This is a genomic window from Devosia sp. ZB163 (assembly GCF_028613635.1).
Classification (GTDB): Bacteria; Pseudomonadota; Alphaproteobacteria; order Rhizobiales; family Devosiaceae; genus Devosia_A.
In genome coordinates, this window is record NZ_JAQRMY010000004.1 from 449,784 (window position 1) to 471,109 (window position 21,326).

Genomic DNA, 21,326 nt, shown 5'->3' on the forward strand with positions numbered 1-21,326 from the left:
CCGTGGCCGTCACCATCGCCATCGAGACGCCGCTGCAGGACGATGTCCGCGCGCTGGTGGAAGAACTGAACGCACACCTGATTCCGCTGTCGCCGCTGGAGTTCCAGTTCAAGATGACAGTGGAGCAGATGGCGGGTGCCGACACGACGGTGCTCGTCGCCCGCAACGAAGCGGGCGAAGCGGTGGGTTGCGGGGCTCTCAAGGCGATCTCGGCCACTGAGGGCGAGGTGAAGCGCATGTACACGCGGCCGTCGGTCCGCGGTCAGCGGGTCGGTTCGGCCCTGCTCGAGGCGATCACCGAGCTGGCGCGTTCAAAGGGCATCACGCATCTTCTGCTCGAGACGGGGACTGGCGAGGGCATGGCCGAGGCGCATCGGCTCTACACCCGCAGCGGCTTCACGCCGCGGGGGCCGTTCCTCGATTACCCCGACAGCGAGTGGTCGGCCTTCTTCGAGAAGCGGATCGGCCAGCCTGCCGTCGCTTGATACGGCGAGCGTTGCGAATGTTGCGATAATCGCAACACAGCTATAGGAACGGCGGTCGACTAATTCCCGCGTCCTTTCCCCGCGAGCCAAGCCTTTGACCGACCTTACCCGCCTGACCCTTGCTGCTGCCCGTGCCGGCCTGAAGGCCAAGGAGTTCACCTCGAGCGAACTCACCGGCGCTTACCTGAACGCGATCGAGGTCGGTAACCCCAAGCTCAATGCCTACGTGGCGGTGACCGGCGAGCAGGCCCAGGCGCAGGCCAAGGCCAGCGACGCGAAGCTCGCGGCCGGGCAGGGCGGCCCGCTCGAGGGCATTCCGCTCGGGATCAAGGACCTGTTCGGCACCAAGGGCGTGCACACCCAGGCGGCGAGCCACATCCTCAACGACTTCAAGCCCGAGTACGAATCGAGCGTCACCAGCAACCTGTGGCGCGACGGCGCGGTGATGCTGGGCAAGCTCAACATGGACGAGTTCGCCATGGGCTCGTCGAACGAGACCAGCTACTACGGCCCGGTGATCAACCCCTGGCGGGCGAACAACTCCAACGCGCAGCTCGTGCCGGGCGGCTCGTCCGGTGGCTCGGCCGCGGCGGTTTCCGCCTGGCTCTGCGCGGCGGCGACGGCGACCGATACCGGTGGCTCGATCCGCCAGCCGGCGGCGCTGACCGGCACCGTGGGCATCAAGCCGACCTATGGTCGCTGCTCGCGCTGGGGCGTCGTGGCGTTTGCCTCCTCGCTGGACCAGGCCGGCCCGATTGCCCGCACCGTCGAGGACGCGGCGATCATGATGACCTCGATGTCGGGGTTCGATCCCAAGGATTCGACCAGCGTCGATCTCGCCGTGCCAGACTTCGCGGCGGCGGTGGAGCGGGGCGTGAAGGGCCTCGTGATCGGCATCCCGCGCGAATACCGCATGGATGGCATGCCGGCCGAGATCGAGGCGCTCTGGCAGCAGGGCATCGCCTGGCTCAAGGCCGAGGGCGCCACGGTGCGCGACATCTCGCTGCCGCACACAAAGTACGCGCTGCCGGCCTATTACATCGTGGCGCCGGCCGAGGCGTCGTCGAACCTCGCGCGCTATGACGGCGTGAAGTACGGCCTGCGCGACACCGGCAAGGACATCACCGATCTCTACGAGCTGACCCGCGCCCACGGTTTTGGCCGCGAGGTGAAGCGCCGCATCATGATCGGCACCTACGTGCTGTCAGCGGGCTACTACGACGCCTATTACGTGCAGGCGCAGAAGGTTCGCACGCTGATCAAGCGCGACTTCGAGATCGTCTTCAACGACGGCGTCGACGCCATCCTGACCCCGGCGACCCCGTCGGCGGCGTTCGGCATCGGCGACGAGGACATGAAGGCCGACCCGGTCAAGATGTACCTCAACGACGTGTTCACGGTGACCGTGAACATGGCGGGATTGCCCGGAATCGCGGTGCCGGCCGGCAAGGACGGTGCGGGCCTGCCACTAGGCCTGCAGCTCATCGGCAAGCCGTTCGACGAGGAAACGCTGTTCGCGGCGGGCCGCGTCATCGAGCGTTCGGCGAACATCGACTTCAGCCCTGACAAGTGGTGGTGATAACCACCGGAGGCCGAAACCGCTTGTATCCTAGCGGTTTCAGCACTATTTGCCGCCCATGCGCAAATTGAGACTTGTCGAGCTCCCGGCCAGGCCGGTGATTTCGTATCAGAGGATTGGCTCCATGGCCGACGTTTTCACGACCCTCGATTGGTCGGCTCCCCCCAAGGACCTGTCCAAGCCGCTGCAGGCGCTGTGGTGGATCAAGAAGGGCGAGCTTCGCGTCGGCCCCGAATGGGAAGAGGCGCACCGGATCGTGCAGTCCATGGAAGGCACCTTCGAGTTCGACTGGGTCCATGCCTTGCTGCATTGGGTCGAAGCCGACATGGGCAACGCCGACTACTGGTACCGCCGCGCCGGCCGCAAACGCGCCACCGCCAGCGTCTCCTCCGAGTGGGAGCACATTGCTCGCGAGCTGAGTGGGGTTACTCAGCACTAGCGCTGATCGGCATCCGACTGCTAGAACTTTGTCCGTACGCTTCGGGGGGCCGGGCGTCGGGGAGTTATCTGTGAGAACACAGGTGATAGTGCCCGCTCGCGCCCGCTCGGCTCGTTTTCCTGACAAGCCGCTGGCCATGATCGCGGGCGTTCCGATGATCCTGAGGACCTATCGGCAGTGCCTGAAGGCTGTCCCAGCGTCACAGGTCACCGTTGCGACGGATGATATTCGCATAGTGGACCTTTGCAGCCGGGCCGGCGCCGACGTGGTGATGACCTCGGACGAGTGCCTGACCGGGACCGACCGCGTCGCTGAAGCTGCAATGGCCCGTCCGGCGGACTACTACGTCAATGTGCAAGGTGATGAGCCGATCTTCGATCCCGAGGATATCCAGGGGTTCCTGGCGGCCTGCGAGAGTGATCCAGATCGTCTCCTGATGGGGTTCTGCGCAATCGGAGAGGACGACTTCCGCAATCCGTCGATCCCGAAAGTGGTTTTCCGGCAGGACGGAAGGTTGCTGTACATCTCGCGGGCGGCGATCCCCAGCACGAAGCGGCATGAGTACCGGGCCGCCTGGAGACAGGTCTGCATCTATGGCTTTCCTCCCGTCGAACTGGCTGCCTTCGCCAACCAAAAGGTAAAGGGTCCGCTCGAAGAGATCGAGGATTGCGAGACGCTGCGCTATCTGGAGATGGGACTAGACGTTTTTGGCGTCGAGCTATCCGATCGCTCCATTGCGGTCGACCACCCGGAGGACGTGGCCAAGGTCGAGGCTGCGTTACGCGAGCGAGCGCACTGAACGTGCGCCAGCTCCTGAAGTTCGGGCAAATACTGGCCCACCGCACTATCCGAAAGCCCGCGTTGGACCGCAAGCTCGATGCCCTGCGGCTCAACGCAGGACCGGCTCTCGTGGTGGGGTCCGCGCCCGACGCAACGTTGCCACGCGGCTTCGACGGGACGTGGTCGGTCGTTACAGTCAACGCGTCCCAAGGTCGACTGGACGGCTGGGGCGTCGAAACGCCAACCCTCACCGTCCTTCGTAATCGGATCATGGAGGACGAGCCGCATCAAAATGCGGTTTGGACTCTACTGGACGGACGGTCGACCGATCAGTTGATCATGCTGGCATCTTCCCGGAACGAGGCCAAGTTGCGGGACGGTGTCTCTGCCAGGGGCTATGATGCTGGCTACATCTCATTACTGTCGGACGAGCAGAAGGGCGCAGTGATCCACCAGCTGACTGGGCTCATTGGTGTATCGTGCGACCTGGAGCGCGGAGTATCGCAGGGAGTGTTTGCAGCGCTGCTTGCCCTTCGAGTGGGAGCGCCGGCGGTTGTCGTGACGGGCGTATCCTTCTCATCGTCGGACCATTTCTACGACAAGTGGTCCCAACGAGCGCATCTCGATGGCGATCGCCAAGTCTTCCAGCGTGCTGCAAGGCGCGGGCTTCCAATCTACGCCGCCGACGACCGCTTTGCGGAGGAGTCCGGCTTGCCGCTCTGGCAAGTATGATGTTTCGGACGAATTGCGCGCCGAGGCGTGGTCTGTCTCGGCGTTTGAGCGTCGCCGTTCGGTGAGCAGCGCCTGCAAGCTGCGCGGCTCTAGGTTTCCAGACGATATACCGATACGTGTGAACGGGATTCTGCGGTGAAGGGCGTGCCGGCCCAGTCGGCGTGCCGTGATTCCAGCGAGAAGCCGGCGAGTTGCGCCATGAGGTCGAGTTCGGCGGGCCAGACGTAGCGGTGCGGGGAGCGGAACAGTGTCGTCTGATTGCGTTCGTCGAAGCGGAAGTGGTGCGAGACTACGATCTGGTTGAGGATGTCGACGGTGTCGAGGCCGATGTAGCCGGGCTCGGAAGTGAACACCGTGGCCTGCGAGCCCGGCGGCAGCCGGCGCAGGTCGGGCACCCAAAGTTCGATGACAAACCGGCCGCCCGGTGACAGATGCCGCGCCGCGTTGCGGAAGCACTCGACCTGCTCGGCTTGTGTCAGCACGTTCGAAATGCCGTTGAAGACGAGAAAGACCAGGGAGAACTGGCCTTCGACGGTGCTGGTGGTCATGTCCCCGATCACAACAGGCAGCGATGCAGCGTCGACCTTGGTGCGCAGCTCATCGACCATAGGCGCTGCAAGTTCTATTCCCGCGACGGGCACGCCGCGCTCCAACAGCGGAATGGCGACGCGGCCGGTGCCGATGGCGAACTCCAGGGCCCGGCCGCCTTCGGCCAGGGCTACGAGGCGGTCGGTGGTCTGTGCAAGCAGGACCGGATCGAACATTCCGATGCCGGGGGTGTCGTAGGACTTGGCCGCCGCGGCGTCCCAGATGTCCTTGTGCTGCATTCTCGGCTCCTTTTGGGGCGGGAGCGGCTGTGATCATGCCGCTCCCTGCTGCGCTAGCGATTGTCGAACTCGCTCCTCGCGAGTTCCAGCCCGCGTCGCGTGATGCGGTAGGGCTGACCGTTACTCGATGCGATGGCCTTCTTGCTTCTCAGCTTCTTGAACAGGGGCAGGGTGCACCGTTCCATCAGCCAGCCGTCGCGGTTGATACATTCGACGCCGACAAGCTTGCCGGCTTCGGATTTGAGGGCACGAATGCGGCCGCCCTGTGCGAGGACGTGCAGCACCCGCTGCTCCTGGCGGGAGATATCCATGGAAAGTCTAGACCTTGGGATGCGTGGAAAGAACGCCCCGGCCAGCATCTCGCTTGGCAGGCAGCGTGGTTCCGGTAACCCCGTCGCAACTCGTCGCTGGCCACAGGGCTCAGCGGGCGGACGGGGTATTACGCAATCTCAACTTTGCTAGACATGAAACACCTTGGGTCAGTGCAGCAGACGTGATGCCGCCGCGCCGATGAACGAGCGATGAATAGCTGCTGAGTGGCGCCGGGGCCAGAGGTCGGTTGCAAACAATGGCGAGGCGGTGCAAACCAGCAACTCTCTCCCAATCCGCCGAGTGCCTCCCCGTGACCAAAGCCCCCGCCGAATGCCAGACCAAGGAAGACGTGCGCGCCGAAATCGACCGCATCGACCAGGGACTGCTGTCACTTCTCGCCGAGCGGCACAGCTACGTAACGCGCATGGCCGAGATCAAGACCGACCCGCACGAGGCCTATGACCCGACGCGGATCGAGGCGATCATCGCCAAGCAGCGCAAGCGTGCCGAGGAGCTCGATCTCGACGAGGATCAGGCGGAGCTGATCTGGCGCACGCTGATCAACTGGAATGTGAACTACGAAAAGGGCATTATCGCTGCACGCAAGCGCCACGGTTAGGCTAGGCTGGCTGCATTACGGAGCCGATCAGATGACTGCGCCGGAGATCATCGTCAGACAGGCCGTGGCAAGCGAAGCGGAGCGGCTGACAGACCTTGCGCTGCTCGCCTGGGAACGCGACCTGAGGCCCTTTCTCTCCGGCGAGGCGGCAAGCCGCCAGAACGAAAAGCGCCGGCTCGGCATGGCCGTGCACGAACTGCTCGATCGGACGATCGTCGCCGAGATCGACGGTGTTCCCGTCGGCTGGTGCGCCCGGGCCCGCAGCCGGGCCTACATCCCGTACCTGTTCGTTACTCCGTCCCTGCAGAACCAGGGGATCGGCAAGCTGCTCCTGCGCCGCATGGAATCGATCCTCGAACTCGAGGGTGCGGACAGAGTGCAGCTCGATACGCTCAGCGACAACGTGCGGGCGGTGAACTTCTACCAGCACCAGGGCTACCGGATTCTCGTGCTGAAACGCGAAGGCCCGCAGGGCAGCGATCCGCTGCTGAGTATCCGCCTCGAGAAGCGGCTCGCGCCCTATCGCGGTTCTCTCGAGAGCGACGAAGACTGAGGTCCAGCCATGAGCGTGACGTTGCGGCGTGCCCGCCCCGAGGAGGCCGCGGCGCTTGGTGACATCGGCTTTGCCACGTGGGAGGCCAGTGCGTTTGCACTGAACGATGCCGGCCGCGCCGACCGCCGCCGGCTGCGCGGCGAGTTCAGGTCGTTCGGCGTGGACCACTCGGCCACCATGCTGGTGGCGGAAGCGGATGGTGACCCGGTTGGCTGGGGCGCGCGCGAGCATGGCGACCAGTTGATCTCCGACCTGTGGGTTGCACCTGAGGCGCAGGGGCGCGGGATCGGGGGACTGCTACTGAACGCACTGGTCGAGCAGGCCAGCGTCGCGGGGCATCCGGTTGCCGAGTTGGAGACCCTGGCGGCCAACGTGGGAGCCGTGCGCTTCTACGAGCGACACGGATTCAGCATCGTCTGGCGCGCAGAGAAGTTTTCCCTGGCGCTCGGCTATGCCATAGACAAAGTTGGAATGAACAAGAGCCTGAGCCCATGACACTAATCGACACGCGCACCCCGAACCCCAAGAGCTTCATCAAGGGAGCCACGGGGGACTGGGAGATCGTCATCGGCATGGAAGTGCATGCCCAGGTACTGTCCGAGAGCAAGCTGTTCTCCGGCTCGTCGACCGAGTTCGGCTCGCCGCCCAATGCCAACGTGTCGTTCGTCGACGCGGCGATGCCCGGCATGCTGCCGGTGATCAATGCCGAGTGCGTGCGCCAGGCGGTGCGGACCGGGCTGGGGCTGAGGGCGCAGATCAACAAGCGCTCGATCTTCGATCGCAAGAACTACTTCTACCCGGACCTGCCGCAGGGCTACCAGATCAGCCAGTTCAAAGATCCGATCGTGGGCGAGGGCTCGGTGTTCCTCGACATGGGCGGCGCGGAGCACATCGAGATCGGCATCGAGCGGCTGCACCTCGAGCAGGACGCGGGCAAGTCGATCCACGACCAGCATCCGAACATGAGCTTCGTCGATCTCAACCGGTCGGGCGTGGCGCTGATGGAAATCGTGTCGAAGCCGGACCTGCGCTCGTCCGACGAGGCCAAGGCGTACCTGAGCAAGGTGCGCACGATCCTGCGCTATCTCGGCACCTGCGACGGCAACATGGAGGAGGGCTCCATGCGCGCCGACATCAACGTGTCGGTACGGCGGCCGGGCGGCGAGTTCGGCACGCGCTGCGAGATCAAGAACGTGAACTCGATCCGTTTCGCCGGACAGGCGATCGAGTTCGAGGCGCGCCGCCAGATCGACATTCTCGAGGATGGCGGCAGCATCGACCAGGAGACGCGGCTCTACGACCCCAAGACGGGCGAGACGCGCTCCATGCGCTCCAAGGAAGAGGCGCACGACTATCGTTACTTCCCCGATCCGGACCTCTTGCCGCTAGAATTCGACCAGGCGTTCATCGACGACCTGGCGCAGCATCTGCCGGAACTGCCTGACGACAAGCAGGAGCGCTTCATCAAGGACTATGGCGTCACCCCCTATGACGCTATGGTGCTGACGCTCGAGCGCGAGTCGGCAGACTACTACGAGGCGGCCGTGAAGTTCGGCAACGGCAAGCGCGACGGCAAGGCGGTGGCCAACCTCGTCAATGGCGACATCGCGGCCTATGCCAACAGCCAGGGGCTCAGCGTCTTCGAGACGCACATCAAGCCCGGCCAGATCGCGGGCATCGTCGATCTCGTGGCAGCGGGCACCATCTCGTCCAAGGGCGCCAAGGACCTGCTGCAGGTGATCATAGCCGAGGAGCCCGAGGGTGAGCCGGCCGAGATCGTCGAGCGGCGCGGCATGAAGCAGGTGACCGACCTCGGTGCGATCGAGAAGGTGATCGACGAGATCATCGCAGCCAACCCGGGCCAGGTGGAGGCCGTGAAGGCGAAGCCGACCATGCTGGGCTGGTTCGTCGGCCAGGCCATGAAGGCCTCGGGTGGCAAGGCCAACCCGCAGGCGCTGAACGAACTGCTGAAGAAGAAGCTGGGGATCGAGTAGCAGCAGGCTACTGCCGAAAATAAGAGGGCCCGACCAGGAGGTGGAAACTCCGGACGGGCCCAACCAAACGGGCGGCGAAGCCCGATCAGCGGCTGTCACATAGGCGCCATGGACGCGGATGGCAAGTGCTTCCCGCACCGGGCCGGCCAGATTGAAGCGCGAGCATTGAGGGAACCGCTATGGGCGAGCCCCCGTTGACGCTGGTTAGCCAAGTCGTCCGGAGGCCACCATGTCCGTGCTCAACCGCGTGCTGTTCAATGTCCTGTGCAAGGATCTCACCGACAGTGCCGACTTCTATCGGGAGCTGTTCGATCTCGACACGATCTACGAGAGCGACTGGTTCGTGGTGCTGACGCCCAAGGGGCAGCCCAGCGTGCAGATCGGGCTGCTCGACCAGATGAGCCAGTACACCCCCCGGCACGCCTGGGGCATGCATGAGGGCACCTACCTGACCTTCGAGGTAACCGACGTGTTCGCGGTGCTCGACAAGGCGCGGGCGCTCGGCGCCGACGTCGTGTCCGAGCCAACGGCGCTGGATTACGGACAGACGAGGGCGCTTATCCGCGACTTGAACGGCATGGTGATCGATATCTCGACGCCGACCAGGGAGGCGGTGCTGCGGGGCGATGTGCACGAGGTGCCTCCCGACCGCGGCACGGCCATCGACCTGCCGCAGCCGGTGGACCGGCCGGGCTAGATCGGCTTGCCGACTGTCATGGCGGCGCGGAACGCGGGATCGGGATCGAAGAAGAACGGTTCCGGCGTGGCGCCGACGGCATCGAAGTAGCGGCTCATGAAGCAGCGGTAGGCGGCGCAGAAGGCGATCTCGGCGATCTGGCGGTCGGTGAAGCCGACTGCGCGCAGCCGGTCGATATCGGCGCGGGTGGTCCGGCTGGCATCGATGGTGACATGCTCGGCGTAGGCGAGCATGGCGACCTCGCGCTCATCGAGGCCGGCGGTGCGGAAATCGCGCTGGATGGCGAGGACCTGCTCATGCGAGCCGATGTCCTTGACGAGGAGCTTGGCATAGACGTGCGAGCAGTAGGTTGACGGGATTTGCTTTGCGGCGATCAGGGTGATGAGCCGCCAGGCGCGAAGGCCCAGGGTGAACTCGCTGCGCGACTTCTGCAGGAGGTGCTCGATCAGCGGGGCGATGTGGGGAAGGGCGGTCCAGCAGCTGGTGCCCTCCATGACGAAGCCGAAGTTCCTGATGTCGCCGGCATACATCTCGGCGATCTCGCCAGTGGCCTCGGCTGGCGCAATGGTCTCGATGAACATGGTGAACCTCCCCCTCGGTCATATGATGACCGAGCGTGGGGCGGGGGAGATGAATGGGCGGTGAATGGAGTGGGCGGGCCGCCGCCCCCTCCACCGGCTTCGCTGGTCCCCCTCCCTCGCCCCGCGGGGGAGGATCAGGCGGGGGCTCTGCGCCAGCCTTTGACCAGGCGGCCGTCGATGAAGAGGAGGCCGAGGAAGATCACGATGATGCCGAGGATGTGGATCAACTCGAAGCGCTCGTGGAGGACGAGGACGCCGAGCAGGATCGCGGAGATCGGGGTGATGAAGGTGTTGAGGGAGAGGTTGGTGGCGCCGACGCGCGGCAGCAGCCAGTAGACGAGAAGGAAGCTGAAGCTGGTCGAGAACACCGAGATGCCGAACAGCGCTCCCCAGGTCTCGGGGCGGGTAATGATGGGGATGCCGGAGAAGAAGAGCGCCACGGGAATGGAGACTAGTGCGGCGCCGGTGAGCGACGCCGAGGCGACGGCGTAGGGCTCCACCTTGGCGAAGCGGCGCGCGTAGTTGAGCGTGATGGCATAGCAGAGCGTGGCGATGAAGGCGGCGAGCAGGCCGACGATCTGGGCCGATGCGCCGACGCCGAGCGAGGGCAGGGCGAGGATGACCGCGCCGGCAAAGCCGAGGGCGACACCGGCGACCTTGTTCCAGGTTGCCTTCTCGCCGCCTCGCCAGAGCTGGGAGACGATCACCGTGGTCATGGGCGTCATGCCGTTGATGACGCCGACGATCGAGCTCGCGACCGTCTCTTCGGCGAAGGGAAAGAGGGCGAAGGGGATGGCGTAGTTGAGGATGCCGAGGATGAGGAACTGCGGATAGAGGCTGAGGTCCGTCGGGAGCTTCTTGCGGGTGGCGAAGAAGACGACCCAGCAGATGGCGGCACCGATGGTGACGCGGCCTGCAGCGACCCAGAGTGGGCTGATCTCACGGATGAGCACTGCGTTGAACAGGAACGAGCAGCCCCAGACTGCGCCGAGCAGGATGATGAGTAGCCAATAACGGAGGGGCATGGGTCAGACTTCAACCTTGAAGGAGAGTTCGATATCGGCGGCGGACTGGCCCCTGAGGCCCCAGTTCTCGCGCGGTGTGTCGTGGATGACGACCTTGAGGTCGGCGATGTCGACGCCGAAGGCAGCGAGTTCGCGGGCGAGGGCGCCGTAGAGGCGGCGCTTGGCGTCGTGGGAGCGGCCGGAGAACATGGAGATCTCGACCACGGTGTAGTTGGCGCCGCGGCCCGGGGGCGGCGCGAAGGCATGGGGCGGATACTCGAGGACCCGGATGTCGCGGTCGCCCTCTGGAATGCGAATGCCTTCGACGATGGCACGCTGGACTGCGGCGATCAGCGCCTCGTGGCGGTCGCCGATCCAGCCGGCGCGGGTTTCGATGCGGGTCGAGGGCATCAGGCGTTCTCCGTTTGTGCGCAAAATAGGGGCGCAACGGAGTCGCGTCGAACCGATTTTCACAATGGCTGCGATCGATTCCGGTGATGGATTGGCGGCCTGTCCGGAGATATGTTAGTGCTTACATAAATCGCAAGGGAGGACTGCGCCGTGACCTACCTGTCCGAAATGGGGCTGCTTTCGCTGGGCAGCCAGCTGAAGGCGATCAGCGACCAGCTCTACGCGATGGCCGACGACCTCTACGCCCAGCAAGGCATCGAGCTGCAGGGGCGCTGGTTCCCCATCCTCAGGCTTCTGCACGACCGTGGTCCGATGACGGTGGGCGAGATTGCCACTGCGGTGGGCCAGACGCACTCGGCCATCAGCCAGATGGCGAACAAGCTGGTGGCCGGGGGATGGCTGAGTGCCGCGAGCGACGCCGACGATCGGCGGACACGGCGACTGTCGCTCACGCGCAAATCCGAGGCGGCGATCCGCACGGCCAAGCCGCTGTGGCGGGCGATGCGGGAGGGCATCGAGCAGCGGGTGCGGGAGAATGGGCTGGACGCAGCGACGCTGGATGCGCTGGCACAGGTGCCGGGGCCGCAACTGATCGAGACTATCACGAAGCGTGCGGCGGCATATCGCGACGAGGGTGTGCGGATCGTGCCGTTCAGGCCCGAACTGCGCGACCATTTCTATCGGCTGAACGCGGACTGGCTGCAGCGCTACTTCCAACTCGAGCCCTACGATATCGAGGTGCTGTCGAACCCGGAGGGGGTGATCCTCTCGACCGGCGGGGAGATCCTCTTCGCCCAGCTCGGCGACGAGGTGGTGGGGACATGCGCGCTGATGCAGGTGAAGCCCGGCGAGTTCGAGCTGACAAAGATGGGGGTCGACCCCGCCATGCAGGGGCTGGGGATCGGGCGGGCGCTGATCGAGGCGGCGATCGCCGAGTTCCGGCGGCTGGGCGGGCGCGAGCTCTTCCTCGAGACGAACACCAAGCTGGCGACAGCGATCCGGTTGTACGAGAGTGCCGGCTTCGAGCATCAGCCGGCGGTGAAGGCGGACTCCCATTACAGCCGGGCAAATGTTTACATGATCTGGCGTGGGTGACGCATGAGGGAGGACGGCATGCGCAAGGTGGTGATCAGCAACTTCGCGACGCTCGACGGACTGTACGACGGGCCGAACAGCGATATCGGGCCGTTGTTCCGGTACTTTCACCCGGACTATCACGCCGATCCGAGCTTCGACGACTACAACCTCGAACGGCTGAAGGCGGCAGACTACCTGCTGCTGAGCCGCAAGGCATTCCTCGGCAACAAGCAGTACTGGCCCGGCATGCGCGACAACCCGGAGGGTACGCCGGTGCGACGGGCGTTTGCGGAGCTGATCGCGGAACGGCCCAAGCTGGTGATCTCGGATCGGCTGGGGCGCGACGAACTCGCGCCGTGGGAAAACACCGAGATCATCGGGCGTGATGCAGGGGCGGCGCGCATTGCCGAGCTGAAGGCCGAGCCGGGTGGGGACATTCTCGTCATCCTCAGCCGGCTGCTCTGGCAGGACCTGCTGGCCAAGCAGCTGGTGGACGAGATCCACATCACCTACTTCCCGATCGTCGGAGGCGAGGGGGTGCCGTTCTTCGCGGCGCGTCCGGCGGTGCCGTTGCGGCTTCTGCGGTCGGAGACGTGGCCCGGCTCGGGCAAGGTGCTGACCGTCTACGCGCCGGACTACACCCTGGCGGAAGCTCAGCCGGTGTAGGTGGCGGCGCCGCGGGCGACCAGCGCAAGGGCCTCGGGGTAGATGCGGTGCTCCTCAACGAGGATGCGCTCGGCGAGCGAATCGGGCGTGTCGCCGGGGATGACCGGGACGCGGGCCTGGAGGATCGTGGGGCCTTCATCGACGCCGGGAGAGACGAAGTGCACGGTGCAGCCGTGTTCCTTGTCGCCGGCGGCGAGGACCGCCTCGTGGGTGTGCAGGCCCCTATGCTTGGGCAGCAGCGAGGGGTGGATGTTGATCATCCGGCCCTTCCACTTCTCGGTGAACTCGGGCGTCAGGATGCGCATGAAGCCGGCGAGGGCGATGATGTCCGGGCGCCATAGCCTCAGGACGTCGGAGAGGGCGAGCTCGAAGCCGGTGCGGCTGGGGTAGTCCTTGTGCCAGCGCCAGGCGGTGGCGATGCCGTGCGTGGCGGCGGTGCGGAGGCCTCCCGCATCAGGCTTGTTGGAGAAGACGCCAACGATCTGCGCTGGGTAGTCCGGCGCCTTGGCGGCGGCGATCAGCGCCTCCATGTTCGACCCGCGGCCGGAAATCAGGATGGCGACGCGCTTCTTGGGGTCCGTCACAGCGCTAATGCGCCTTCGAAGGTCACTGCTTCGCCGGTGCGGGGGCGCAGTTCGCCGACGATCGCGGCAGTTTCGCCGGCGGCGCCGAGATGCTCGACGAGCTTGCTGGCGTCTTCGCTGGCGACGGCGCACAGCATGCCCACGCCGCAGTTGAAGGTGCGGAGCATCTCGCGCTCATCCATGCCGCCGACGCGGGCGAGCCAGCCGAACACCTTGGGGACCCGGATGCGGTCGAGCTGCACATGCGCTGAGAGGTCGTCGGGCAGAACGCGCGGGATGTTGTCGATGAAGCCGCCACCCGTGATGTGGGCCAGCGCCTTGATGCCGATCCCGGCCTTGAGGGCAGAGAGGAGCGGCTTCACGTAGATGCGGGTGGGGACGAGCAGGGCGTCGGAAAGCGACTTGCCGGGCTCGAACGGGGCCGGGAGGTACCAGTCGATGCCCGAGATATCGACGATCTTGCGGACAAGCGAATAGCCGTTGGAGTGGACGCCCGAGGAGGCGAGGGCGACGAGCACGTCGCCGGCCGCGATATCGGGGCGGGGCAGGAGCGTGCCGCGCTCGGCGGCGCCGACGGCGAAGCCGGCGAGGTCGTAGTCCTTGCCAGAATACATGCCGGGCATCTCGGCCGTCTCGCCGCCGATGAGGGCGCAGCCGGCAATGCGGCAGCCTTCGGCGATGCCTTCGACGATGGCGGCGCCAACGGTAACGTCAAGCTTACCGGTGGCGAAGTAATCGAGGAAGAACAGGGGCTCGGCGCCCTGCACGATGATGTCGTTGACGCACATGGCCACGAGGTCCTGGCCAATTGTGCTATTGTTGCCCGTTTCGATGGCGATCTTGAGCTTGGTGCCGACACCGTCATTGGCTGCGACGAGGATGGGATCGGTGAAACCTGCCGCCTTCAGATCGAACAGACCGCCGAAGCCGCCGATTTCCGCATCGGCGCCGGGACGGCGGGTGGAGCGGACGGCGGGCTTGATGGCCTCGACAAGCGCGTTGCCGGCGTCTATGTCGACCCCCGCCTGCTTGTACGAGAGGCCGTTTGGTGGCACTTTTTGCGCGTCGGACATGGGCCTGTTCGCCAGATTTCAGGGGTAGCGGAATTGTCGAGCGCTGATAACCGCTCCACCTCGGTGACGCAAGAGACGCCCAAAACGATGGGCCTCAGGAACCAGGTCCTCATATGGGTCGGCCTGTTCCTTTTCGCTATCCTGCTCCTATGGGTCTTTCGTTCGATCCTGCTGCCGTTCGTAGTGGGCCTGACGCTCGCCTATCTGCTCAATCCGGTGGTCAACTGGCTGCAGAAGATGGGGATCGGCCGCAGCTGGGCGGCGATGCTGGTGCTGACGGGCGGGATCGTGCTGCTGGTCGGGCTGCTGCTGGCGCTGGTGCCGTTGGTGGCAGCTCAGGTCGGCGGGCTGATCGCCGGGCTGCCGGGCTATGTCTCGGCGCTGCAGGAGCTTTTGCGCGAGTGGGCGCCGCAATTCACCGAATGGCTCGGCCCGGAGCGGACGGCTCAGCTCGAGAACAGCCTGGCCGACCTTATCGGTCGCGGTGTGGAGTTCGCCGGTCTGGTGACGGCCACGCTGGCGGCGAGCGGGCTCACGGTGATCAACACGATTGCGGTGCTGTTCATCACCCCGGTGGTGGCGTTCTACCTGCTGGTGGACTGGGAAGGCATGATGCGCAAGGCGGACGACCTGCTGCCGCGCCAGCACCAGGCAGAGATCAGGGGCGTGCTGCGCGACATCGACCGCGCCATGGCTGGCGTGATCCGCGGGCAGGGCGGCGTGATCCTGGTGCTGTGTGTCTACTATTCGACGGCGTTGACGCTGAGCGGGCTCAACTACGGGCTCGCCATCGGGCTGATCGGGGGCCTGCTCAGCTTCGTGCCCTATGTCGGCTTCTTCATCGGCTTCGCGCTTTCGATGACGGTGGCGCTGGTGCAGTTCTGGCCCGAGCAGTGGGTGTTCGTGGTGATCATCCTCGCTGTCTACCTCGTGGGGCAGTTCCTCGAGGCCAACATCCTCTACCCCAAGCTCGTGGGGCAGAGCATCAACATCAACCCGGTGTGGCTGATGTTCGCCTTGTTCGCCTTCGCGCTGCTGTTCGGCTTCGTGGGTCTGCTGCTGGCGGTGCCGCTGGCCGCAATTTCCGGCGTGCTGACGCGCTACGCGCTGACCAAGTACCAGCAGTCGAGTCTCTACCTGGGGGAAGAAGCGGAGCCCGTCGAACCGGCGCCAGAGCCGCAGCCGCAGCCGGCCAAGGCGCGCGCCACGGCCCGGAAATGATCATATCCGATCCGGCTACGTCGGGGGCCGGGCAACTGGCGCTGGAACTCGGGCATGAGCCGTCTCATGCGGAGGCCGACTTCATCGTGGGCGAGGGCAACCAGCTGGCTCACGCGCATATCCTCGCCTTTCCGCACTGGCCCGGGCCGCTCACGCTGATCGAGGGTGCAGCGAGTTCGGGCAAGTCGCACCTGGCGCGGATCTGGGCCGAATTCGCGGATGCCGACTATGCCACGCCGGACACTGCCGAGGCGTTGTCGCGCGAAGGCGGGACGCGACCGCTGGTGGTGGAAGATGCCGATCGCGCCGGTTACGAGGAGGCGGCGCTGTTCCACCTGCTCAACCAATCCATGCGCGATCGCCGGCCGCTGCTGCTGACCGCACGGGAACCCGTTGCAAACTGGCCGTTTGCGACCGATGATCTGAAATCGCGGGCTCGACTCGCGGCCCATTTCGGCGTGTCACTGAGCGACGACATCCAGTTGTCACAGATGTTCGTGAAGTTGTTCGATGACCGCCAAGTGGCGGTAGACCCCAAGATCATCGCGTACCTCGTGGCCCGCATGGAGCGCTCCTCCGAGGAGGCGGTCGGCCTGGTGGACATGATGGATCGCATGGCGCTGGAACGCGGCACGGCGATCACCCGTTCGATCGCAAGCGAGGCGCTGATGCGCCGCAGTGCGCTACGCGACGAAGGGCAACTCGAGATGGCTTTCGGAACCGAAAACGATGAATGAGCTGAGCGAGATCGCCGTTGAGACAGCCGAGGCCCCGGATGTCGCCGAGCTGCGGCAGAGCCCGGCCCGCTTCGTGAACCGCGAGGTCAGCTGGCTGCAGTTCAACATGCGCGTTCTCGAGGAGGCGGGCAATGTGAACCACCCGCTGCTCGAGCGGCTGCGCTTCGTTTCGATCTCGGCCACCAACCTCGACGAGTTCTTCATGGTGCGCGTGGCGGGTCTCAAGGGCCAGTTGCGCGCCGGCCTCACCAAGCAGAGCGCCGATGGGCTGAGCCCGGCCGAGCAGCTCGAGGAGATCGCGACGCTGGCCCAGCACCTGCACCTCGAGCAGCAGGACCATTGGCAGCAGCTGCGCGAGGAGCTGTTCGCCAAGGACGTGGTGATCCATGAGGCGGACGACCTGACGCCGGAGCAGGTGAAGTACCTGCAGAAGCTGTTCCGCGAGGAGATCTTCCCGGTGCTGACCCCGATCGCGGTCGACCCGGCGCACCCGTTCCCGTTCATCCCGAACCTCGGGTTCACGCTCGCCTTCGAAATGGTTCGCGAAGGCTCGACGCAGACCCTGACGGCGCTCGTACGCGTGCCTTCGAACCTCGACCGCTTCATCACGCTGCCGGCGGACCTGGCAGTGGTCGGGCGCGTCGAAGTCGTGACCATCGATACGCTGATCAACCTGTTCATCTCGAAGGTGTTTCCCGGCTATCAGGTTTCGGGCTCGGGGGCGTTCCGGATCATCCGCGACAGCGAAATCGAAATCGACGACGAGGCGGCCGATCTGGTGGTGGAATTCGAGTCGGCGCTGCGGCAGCGCCGGCGCGGCATGGTGATCCGCCTCGAGATCGAGAAGAAGATGCCGCGCGCCCTGCGCCGGCACATTTCCGAACGACTTGGCGTCGAGGCTTCCGACACGTTCGAGGTCGAGGGCTTCCTCGGGCTCGCCGACGCGAGCTGGATCTGCTCGATCGAGCGGCCCGACCTCAAGTTCGTGCCTTACCTGCCGCGCTACCCGGAGCGCATCCGCGATTTCAACGGCGACATCTTCGCCGCCATCCGGGCCAAGGACCTGCTCGTCCACCATCCGTTCGAGAGCTTCGACGTGGTGGCGCAGTTCCTGATGCAGGCAGCGCGCGACCCGGATGTGGTGGCGATCAAGCAGACGCTCTACCGGACCTCGCGCGACAGCCCGATCGTGAAAGCGCTGATCCAGGCGGCGGAAGCCGGCAAGTCGGTGACGGCGCTGGTGGAGCTGAAGGCGCGGTTCGACGAGGAGGCCAATATCCGCTGGGCCCGCGACCTCGAACGGGCCGGCGCGCAAGTTGTGTTTGGTTTCATCGAATTGAAAACGCACGCCAAGATGAGCCAGGTGGTTCGGCGCGAGAACGGCAAGCTGGTCAGCTACTGCCACCTCGGGACCGGCAACTACCACCCGATCACGGCCAAGATCTACACCGACCTCAGCTATTTCACGACCGAGCCATCGATCACGCGCGACGTGGCGCGGGTGTTCAACTTCATCACCGGCTACGCCCGGCCCGCCGAGATGGAGGCGATCGCCTACTCGCCGGTGACGCTGCGGCAGACGCTGCTCGACAGCATTTCCCGCGAGGTGGAGTTCGCCGAGCGCGGCGAGCCCGCCAACATCTGGCTGAAGATGAACGCGCTGGTCGATCCCGAGATCATCGACGCGCTCTACGATGCCAGCCGCAAGGGTGTGAAGATCGAGCTGATCGTGCGCGGCATATGCTGCCTGAGGCCAGGAATTCCGGGATTCTCGGACAATATCCGGGTGAAGTCGGTGGTTGGTCGTTTCCTTGAGCACAGCCGCATCTTCTGCTTCGGGCAGGGGGCGCCGCTGCCGTCGCGCAAGGCCAAGGTCTACATGAGCTCGGCCGATATCATGCAGCGCAACCTCGACTGGCGCGTCGAGGTCATGGTGCCGATCCTCAACCCGACAGTGCACGAGCAGATCCTCGATCGGACGATGGTCGCTTACCTCAAAGACAACCAGCAGAGCTGGGAGGTACTTCCCGACGGCAGTTCCGATAGGGTAAAACCGAAGGAGGGTGAGGAGCCGTACAATGCGCATGACTACTTCATGACGCACGCCAGCCTTTCGGGCCGCGGCACTGCCCTCAAGCGTGACAACGAAGAGAGAGCTGCCGAGTGAATCAATACTGGGGCGTCGATGCCGACCCCACCGCTCAGGGCCGCATCAAAGGCGCGCGCCCCGTAGCAGTGCTCGATATTGGGTCGAACTCGGTTCGTCTCGTCGTTTATGAGCGGCATGCCCGCTCGCTCACTCCGCTCTACAACGAGAAGTCGGCCTGCGCGCTGGGGCGTGGGCTCGCCCAGACGGGCAAGATTGCCTACGAGAACATCGACCGCGCCTTGACCGCCATCCAGCGCTTTGCGCTGGTGGCCCGGCTGATGCGCGTGGGCGCGACCCACATCCTCGCCACTTCGGCGGTGCGCGATGCGAGCAATTCCAAGGCCTTCGTCGATGCCGTCGAGCAGATCATGGGCGCCAAGGTGACCGTGCTCTCCGGGGCCGAGGAGGCGCATTTCGCCGCGCTCGGCGCGATCTCCGGCATGCCGGGATTCGTCGGCGTGGTGGGCGACCTCGGAGGCGGCAGCCTCGAGCTCTCGGCAATTGCGGGGGGAGCCGATTCGACCGGCGAGACCTTCGAGCTCGGCGTGATCCGGATACAGGACGATTCCGAGAACACGCCTGCCAAGGCGCTGGCGGTGGCCAAGCGCCGCCTCAAGAAGTCCAATCTCCTCGTGGGGCAGGGCGGCGCCTTCTGTGCAGTCGGCGGGACGTGGCGGTCGCTCGCCAAGGTGCATCAGGTGCTGCGCAACTATCCGCTGCACATGGTGCAGCACTACGAGGTGGACGCCGCCGATATGCTCGAGCTGTGCGAGCAGATTGTCGCCGCGAGCGCCATGGGCAAGGTTTATCCCGGCTCTGACAATGTGAGTTCCGGGCGGCGGGACCTCGTCCCGTACGGCGCGGCCGTGCTGATCGAGGTGCTGAAGGCGGGGCAGTTCGACAGCGTGGTCTTCTCGGCACTGGGCGTGCGCGAGGGCTACCTCTACGGCTCGCTCGACGATGTGGAGCGTGCCGTCGACCCGCTGATGCAGACGGCGGAGCAGATCAGCGTGCTGCGTTCGCGGTCGCCCCAGCATGCCGAGGACCTGATCGAATTCACCGAGGGCTACATCGAGGCGATCGGGCTAGGGGAGAACGCGGAGGAGACGCGCCTGCGCAAGGTGGCGTGCTACCTCGCCGATATCGGCTGGCGCGGGCACCCGGACTATCGTGGTGAGCAGGCGGTCGACATGGTGGCCTATGGCGCGGCCACGGGCGTCGATCATCCGGGGCGGGCGTTTCTCGCCGAGGTGCTGGCCGTCCGCTACATGGGGCTGAAGCAGAAATCGATCAGCGCCGACCTGCTCGCGCTGTCAGGCCCGGCGATGAGCGCACGGGCGCGCCTGCTGGGCGCATTGTTCCGCGTCGCCTACCCGATGTCGGCGGCGATGCCCGGAGTGCTGCCGCGCGTCCGTTTCTCGGTGGCGAACGCCATCCTGACGCTGCACCTTCCGCCGGACCTGGCGTTCCTCGACGGTGAGCACCTGCGGGGCAGGCTGGATCAACTGGCGGGCGTGGCCGGGTTCAAGCTGTCGGACGTGGTGACGGGGTAGGGCCCCCTATTCCTCGTCCTCGTCGTCGATGATCTCGATCTCGACGACGCCCTTGGAGCCGGCGGCGAGGCCGAGCTTGCCGTGCTTGATGGCAAGAGCCTTGTCGCCGAAGAGCTTTCGGCGCCAGCCTTTCATGGCCGGGACATCCGCATCGTCATCGAGGACGATGGCGTCGATTTCGTCTGACGTCGCGATGATGCGCGAGGCAACGCCGTTGTCCTCGGCGACGGACTTGAGGAGCACGCGCAGCAGGTCGCCTACGGCGCCCTTGGGTGAGGGGCCGCGGTAGCGGTCGGGCAGCTTGGGCAGCTCGTTCTTGTTGAGCGCCTCGACGTCCTTGAGCAGCGAGACGATCTCGCCGGCGGCGGAGGAGCGGCCGTAGCCGCGCTGCACGGCGCGCAGCTTGTCGAAGCCCTCGGGGTTGAGCGGGCGCTGGGTGGCGAGCTCGATGAGGGCGTCGTCCTTGAGGATGCGGCTGCGCGGCTGGTCGGTGTCCTGCGCCCTCTGCTCGCGCCAGGCGGCCAGGGCACGCAGGGCGGCGACGTCGCGGGGCTTGTTGAGGCGGGCCTTGAGCCGCTCCCAGGCATGCTCGGGCTGGACGACATAGGTGTGGATCGACTCGAGGATGGCGAGCTCGTCCTCGACCCAGTCCCAGCGGCCGGCGTCATCGACCTGCTTGAGCAGCGCCTTGTAGACGTCGCGCAGGTAGGTCACGTCGGCCAGCGCGTAGGTCTTCTGCTTTTCCGAGAGCGGGCGGGCCGACCAATCCGTGAAGCGGGACGACTTGTCGAGCTCGACCTTGGTGATCGAGCGGACGAGGTTGTCGTAGCTGACGCTGTCGCCGAAGCCGCAGACGGAGGCGGCGATCTGGGTGTCGAAGATGTTGGCGGGGACCTTGCCCGTCAGCTTCACGAAGATCTCGATGTCCTGCCGCGCGGCGTGGAAGACCTTGCGGACCTTGTCGTTGGCGAGGAGATCGAGAAAGGGCGACAAATCCAGGCCGGGGGCGAGGGGGTCGATCAGGACCGCTTCGTCTTCGGTGGCTGCCTGCAACAGGCAAAGTTTCGGCCAGTATGTGGTTTCGCGCAGAAACTCGGTATCGACCGTCACATAATCATGACCGGCGGCACGCTTGCAGAAGGCGGCGAGCACGTCGGTCGAAGTGATGAGCTCCATAAGACTCTTTCGTCGTAAGGCTTTGAATTCTGAATAACAGGCGAATCTGCGGCCTTCCAGCATCGAATCGCGCCTCG

Annotated in this window: 24 protein-coding genes; 16 read left to right on the top strand and 8 right to left on the bottom strand. The window is 65.3% G+C overall.

Annotation, left to right across the window (positions count from 1 at the left end):
* The first annotated feature begins 2 nt into the window (after positions 1-2).
* The 5 genes from PRN20_RS20455 (at position 3) to PRN20_RS20475 (ending at position 4,015) form a co-directional block, all read left to right on the top strand.
* Complete coding sequence (locus tag PRN20_RS20455; protein WP_273959486.1) at positions 3-485, top strand: GNAT family N-acetyltransferase; 483 nt, start codon at positions 3-5, stop codon at positions 483-485.
* Between the two features lie 94 nt (positions 486-579).
* Entirely contained in the window at positions 580-2,064 is a 1,485-nt protein-coding gene (gatA, locus tag PRN20_RS20460) for an Asp-tRNA(Asn)/Glu-tRNA(Gln) amidotransferase subunit GatA (RefSeq protein WP_273959487.1), read from the top strand.
* A gap of 124 nt (positions 2,065-2,188) precedes the next feature.
* The gene (locus PRN20_RS20465) at positions 2,189-2,503 is read left to right on the top strand and encodes a hypothetical protein (protein ID WP_273959488.1); all 315 of its coding nucleotides are present in this window, start codon (positions 2,189-2,191) and stop codon (positions 2,501-2,503) included.
* Positions 2,504-2,573: 70 nt separating this feature from the next.
* The gene (locus tag PRN20_RS20470; RefSeq protein ID WP_273959489.1) at positions 2,574-3,302 is read left to right on the top strand and encodes a 3-deoxy-manno-octulosonate cytidylyltransferase; all 729 of its coding nucleotides are present in this window, start codon (positions 2,574-2,576) and stop codon (positions 3,300-3,302) included.
* 62 nt (positions 3,303-3,364) lie between these two features.
* The gene (locus PRN20_RS20475) at positions 3,365-4,015 is read left to right on the top strand and encodes a hypothetical protein (RefSeq protein WP_273959490.1); all 651 of its coding nucleotides are present in this window, start codon (positions 3,365-3,367) and stop codon (positions 4,013-4,015) included.
* An 89-nt stretch (positions 4,016-4,104) separates the two neighbouring features.
* On the opposite strand, the gene PRN20_RS20480 is transcribed toward PRN20_RS20475, so the two are convergent.
* Complete coding sequence (locus PRN20_RS20480; RefSeq protein WP_273959491.1) at positions 4,105-4,842, bottom strand: class I SAM-dependent DNA methyltransferase; 738 nt, start codon at positions 4,840-4,842, stop codon at positions 4,105-4,107.
* A 53-nt stretch (positions 4,843-4,895) separates the two neighbouring features.
* Complete coding sequence (locus PRN20_RS20485) at positions 4,896-5,153, bottom strand: YjhX family toxin (RefSeq protein WP_273959492.1); 258 nt, start codon at positions 5,151-5,153, stop codon at positions 4,896-4,898.
* A 311-nt stretch (positions 5,154-5,464) separates the two neighbouring features.
* Between PRN20_RS20485 and PRN20_RS20490 the strand changes: the two genes are divergently transcribed.
* The 5 genes from PRN20_RS20490 (at position 5,465) to PRN20_RS20510 (ending at position 9,017) form a co-directional block, all read left to right on the top strand.
* Positions 5,465-5,773: a chorismate mutase gene (locus tag PRN20_RS20490; RefSeq protein ID WP_273959493.1), complete on the top strand. Its 309-nt coding sequence runs from the start codon at positions 5,465-5,467 to the stop codon at positions 5,771-5,773.
* A gap of 31 nt (positions 5,774-5,804) precedes the next feature.
* Complete coding sequence (locus PRN20_RS20495) at positions 5,805-6,326, top strand: GNAT family N-acetyltransferase (protein WP_273959494.1); 522 nt, start codon at positions 5,805-5,807, stop codon at positions 6,324-6,326.
* A 9-nt stretch (positions 6,327-6,335) separates the two neighbouring features.
* Positions 6,336-6,821: a GNAT family N-acetyltransferase gene (locus tag PRN20_RS20500; RefSeq protein ID WP_273959495.1), complete on the top strand. Its 486-nt coding sequence runs from the start codon at positions 6,336-6,338 to the stop codon at positions 6,819-6,821.
* Positions 6,818-8,320, top strand: coding sequence for an Asp-tRNA(Asn)/Glu-tRNA(Gln) amidotransferase subunit GatB (gene gatB / locus PRN20_RS20505; protein ID WP_273959496.1), 1,503 nt, complete (start codon positions 6,818-6,820; stop codon positions 8,318-8,320). The genes PRN20_RS20500 and gatB overlap by 4 nt, the downstream gene beginning before the upstream one ends.
* 229 nt (positions 8,321-8,549) lie before the next feature.
* Positions 8,550-9,017: a VOC family protein gene (locus tag PRN20_RS20510; RefSeq protein WP_273959497.1), complete on the top strand. Its 468-nt coding sequence runs from the start codon at positions 8,550-8,552 to the stop codon at positions 9,015-9,017.
* Here the strand turns inward: PRN20_RS20510 and PRN20_RS20515 are convergent.
* The 3 genes from PRN20_RS20515 to PRN20_RS20525 form a co-directional block, all read right to left on the bottom strand.
* Positions 9,014-9,598, bottom strand: a complete 585-nt coding sequence (locus tag PRN20_RS20515) for a carboxymuconolactone decarboxylase family protein (RefSeq protein ID WP_273959498.1) — start codon at positions 9,596-9,598, stop codon at positions 9,014-9,016. The two genes, PRN20_RS20510 and PRN20_RS20515, sit on opposite strands and share 4 nt — an antisense overlap.
* A gap of 134 nt (positions 9,599-9,732) precedes the next feature.
* The gene (locus tag PRN20_RS20520) at positions 9,733-10,623 is read right to left on the bottom strand and encodes a DMT family transporter (RefSeq protein WP_273959499.1); all 891 of its coding nucleotides are present in this window, start codon (positions 10,621-10,623) and stop codon (positions 9,733-9,735) included.
* A gap of 3 nt (positions 10,624-10,626) precedes the next feature.
* Positions 10,627-11,013: a tautomerase family protein gene (locus PRN20_RS20525; RefSeq protein WP_273959500.1), complete on the bottom strand. Its 387-nt coding sequence runs from the start codon at positions 11,011-11,013 to the stop codon at positions 10,627-10,629.
* Positions 11,014-11,163: 150 nt separating this feature from the next.
* Here PRN20_RS20525 and PRN20_RS20530 point away from each other — a divergent pair, with 150 nt between their 5' ends.
* Both PRN20_RS20530 and PRN20_RS20535 read left to right on the top strand, forming a co-directional pair.
* Complete coding sequence (locus tag PRN20_RS20530) at positions 11,164-12,108, top strand: bifunctional helix-turn-helix transcriptional regulator/GNAT family N-acetyltransferase (RefSeq protein ID WP_273959501.1); 945 nt, start codon at positions 11,164-11,166, stop codon at positions 12,106-12,108.
* Between the two features lie 18 nt (positions 12,109-12,126).
* Entirely contained in the window at positions 12,127-12,756 is a 630-nt protein-coding gene (locus tag PRN20_RS20535) for a dihydrofolate reductase family protein (RefSeq protein ID WP_273959502.1), read from the top strand.
* Here the strand turns inward: PRN20_RS20535 and purN are convergent.
* Both purN and purM read right to left on the bottom strand, forming a co-directional pair.
* Positions 12,744-13,349, bottom strand: a complete 606-nt coding sequence (purN, locus tag PRN20_RS20540; RefSeq protein WP_273959683.1) for a phosphoribosylglycinamide formyltransferase — start codon at positions 13,347-13,349, stop codon at positions 12,744-12,746. The two genes, PRN20_RS20535 and purN, sit on opposite strands and share 13 nt — an antisense overlap.
* A complete protein-coding gene (purM, locus tag PRN20_RS20545) occupies positions 13,337-14,413 on the bottom strand; it encodes a phosphoribosylformylglycinamidine cyclo-ligase (protein WP_273959503.1) in 1,077 nt (358 codons plus the stop codon). Before purM ends, purN begins: the two co-directional genes overlap by 13 nt.
* A 33-nt stretch (positions 14,414-14,446) precedes the next feature.
* On the opposite strand from purM, the gene PRN20_RS20550 reads away from it, so the two are divergent.
* Genes PRN20_RS20550 through PRN20_RS20565 form a run of 4 tightly spaced genes read left to right on the top strand, consistent with a single transcriptional unit; the run spans position 14,447 to position 20,073 of the window.
* Complete coding sequence (locus PRN20_RS20550; RefSeq protein ID WP_273959504.1) at positions 14,447-15,634, top strand: AI-2E family transporter; 1,188 nt, start codon at positions 14,447-14,449, stop codon at positions 15,632-15,634.
* Entirely contained in the window at positions 15,631-16,371 is a 741-nt protein-coding gene (locus PRN20_RS20555) for a hypothetical protein (protein ID WP_273959505.1), read from the top strand. Before PRN20_RS20550 ends, PRN20_RS20555 begins: the two co-directional genes overlap by 4 nt.
* A complete protein-coding gene (locus PRN20_RS20560) occupies positions 16,364-18,538 on the top strand; it encodes an RNA degradosome polyphosphate kinase (protein WP_273959506.1) in 2,175 nt (724 codons plus the stop codon). The genes PRN20_RS20555 and PRN20_RS20560 overlap by 8 nt, the downstream gene beginning before the upstream one ends.
* On the top strand, positions 18,535-20,073 hold the full coding sequence (locus PRN20_RS20565) for a Ppx/GppA phosphatase family protein (RefSeq protein WP_273959507.1): 1,539 nt from the start codon (positions 18,535-18,537) through the stop codon (positions 20,071-20,073). Before PRN20_RS20560 ends, PRN20_RS20565 begins: the two co-directional genes overlap by 4 nt.
* A 6-nt stretch (positions 20,074-20,079) precedes the next feature.
* Here the strand turns inward: PRN20_RS20565 and rnd are convergent, their stop codons facing one another.
* Positions 20,080-21,249, bottom strand: a complete 1,170-nt coding sequence (rnd, locus tag PRN20_RS20570) for a ribonuclease D (protein WP_273959508.1) — start codon at positions 21,247-21,249, stop codon at positions 20,080-20,082.
* Positions 21,250-21,326: the final 77 nt, after the last annotated feature.

Bases quoted from the DNA above. Each gene is read 5' to 3' on its own strand.
- PRN20_RS20520 (WP_273959499.1), bottom strand. From the start codon at position 10,623: ATGCCCCTCCGTTATTGGCTACTCATCATCCTGCTCGGCGCAGTCTGG.
- PRN20_RS20535 (WP_273959502.1), top strand. From the start codon at position 12,127: ATGCGCAAGGTGGTGATCAGCAACTTCGCGACGCTCGACGGACTGTAC.
- PRN20_RS20525 (WP_273959500.1), bottom strand. From the start codon at position 11,013: ATGCCCTCGACCCGCATCGAAACCCGCGCCGGCTGGATCGGCGACCGC.
- PRN20_RS20500 (WP_273959495.1), top strand. From the start codon at position 6,336: ATGAGCGTGACGTTGCGGCGTGCCCGCCCCGAGGAGGCCGCGGCGCTT.
- purM (WP_273959503.1), bottom strand. From the start codon at position 14,413: ATGTCCGACGCGCAAAAAGTGCCACCAAACGGCCTCTCGTACAAGCAG.
- rnd (WP_273959508.1), bottom strand. From the start codon at position 21,249: ATGGAGCTCATCACTTCGACCGACGTGCTCGCCGCCTTCTGCAAGCGT.
- PRN20_RS20485 (WP_273959492.1), bottom strand. From the start codon at position 5,153: ATGGATATCTCCCGCCAGGAGCAGCGGGTGCTGCACGTCCTCGCACAG.
- PRN20_RS20515 (WP_273959498.1), bottom strand. From the start codon at position 9,598: ATGTTCATCGAGACCATTGCGCCAGCCGAGGCCACTGGCGAGATCGCC.
- gatB (WP_273959496.1), top strand. From the start codon at position 6,818: ATGACACTAATCGACACGCGCACCCCGAACCCCAAGAGCTTCATCAAG.
- PRN20_RS20560 (WP_273959506.1), top strand. From the start codon at position 16,364: ATGAATGAGCTGAGCGAGATCGCCGTTGAGACAGCCGAGGCCCCGGAT.
- PRN20_RS20555 (WP_273959505.1), top strand. From the start codon at position 15,631: ATGATCATATCCGATCCGGCTACGTCGGGGGCCGGGCAACTGGCGCTG.
- PRN20_RS20510 (WP_273959497.1), top strand. From the start codon at position 8,550: ATGTCCGTGCTCAACCGCGTGCTGTTCAATGTCCTGTGCAAGGATCTC.
- PRN20_RS20465 (WP_273959488.1), top strand. From the start codon at position 2,189: ATGGCCGACGTTTTCACGACCCTCGATTGGTCGGCTCCCCCCAAGGAC.
- PRN20_RS20480 (WP_273959491.1), bottom strand. From the start codon at position 4,842: ATGCAGCACAAGGACATCTGGGACGCCGCGGCGGCCAAGTCCTACGAC.
- PRN20_RS20495 (WP_273959494.1), top strand. From the start codon at position 5,805: ATGACTGCGCCGGAGATCATCGTCAGACAGGCCGTGGCAAGCGAAGCG.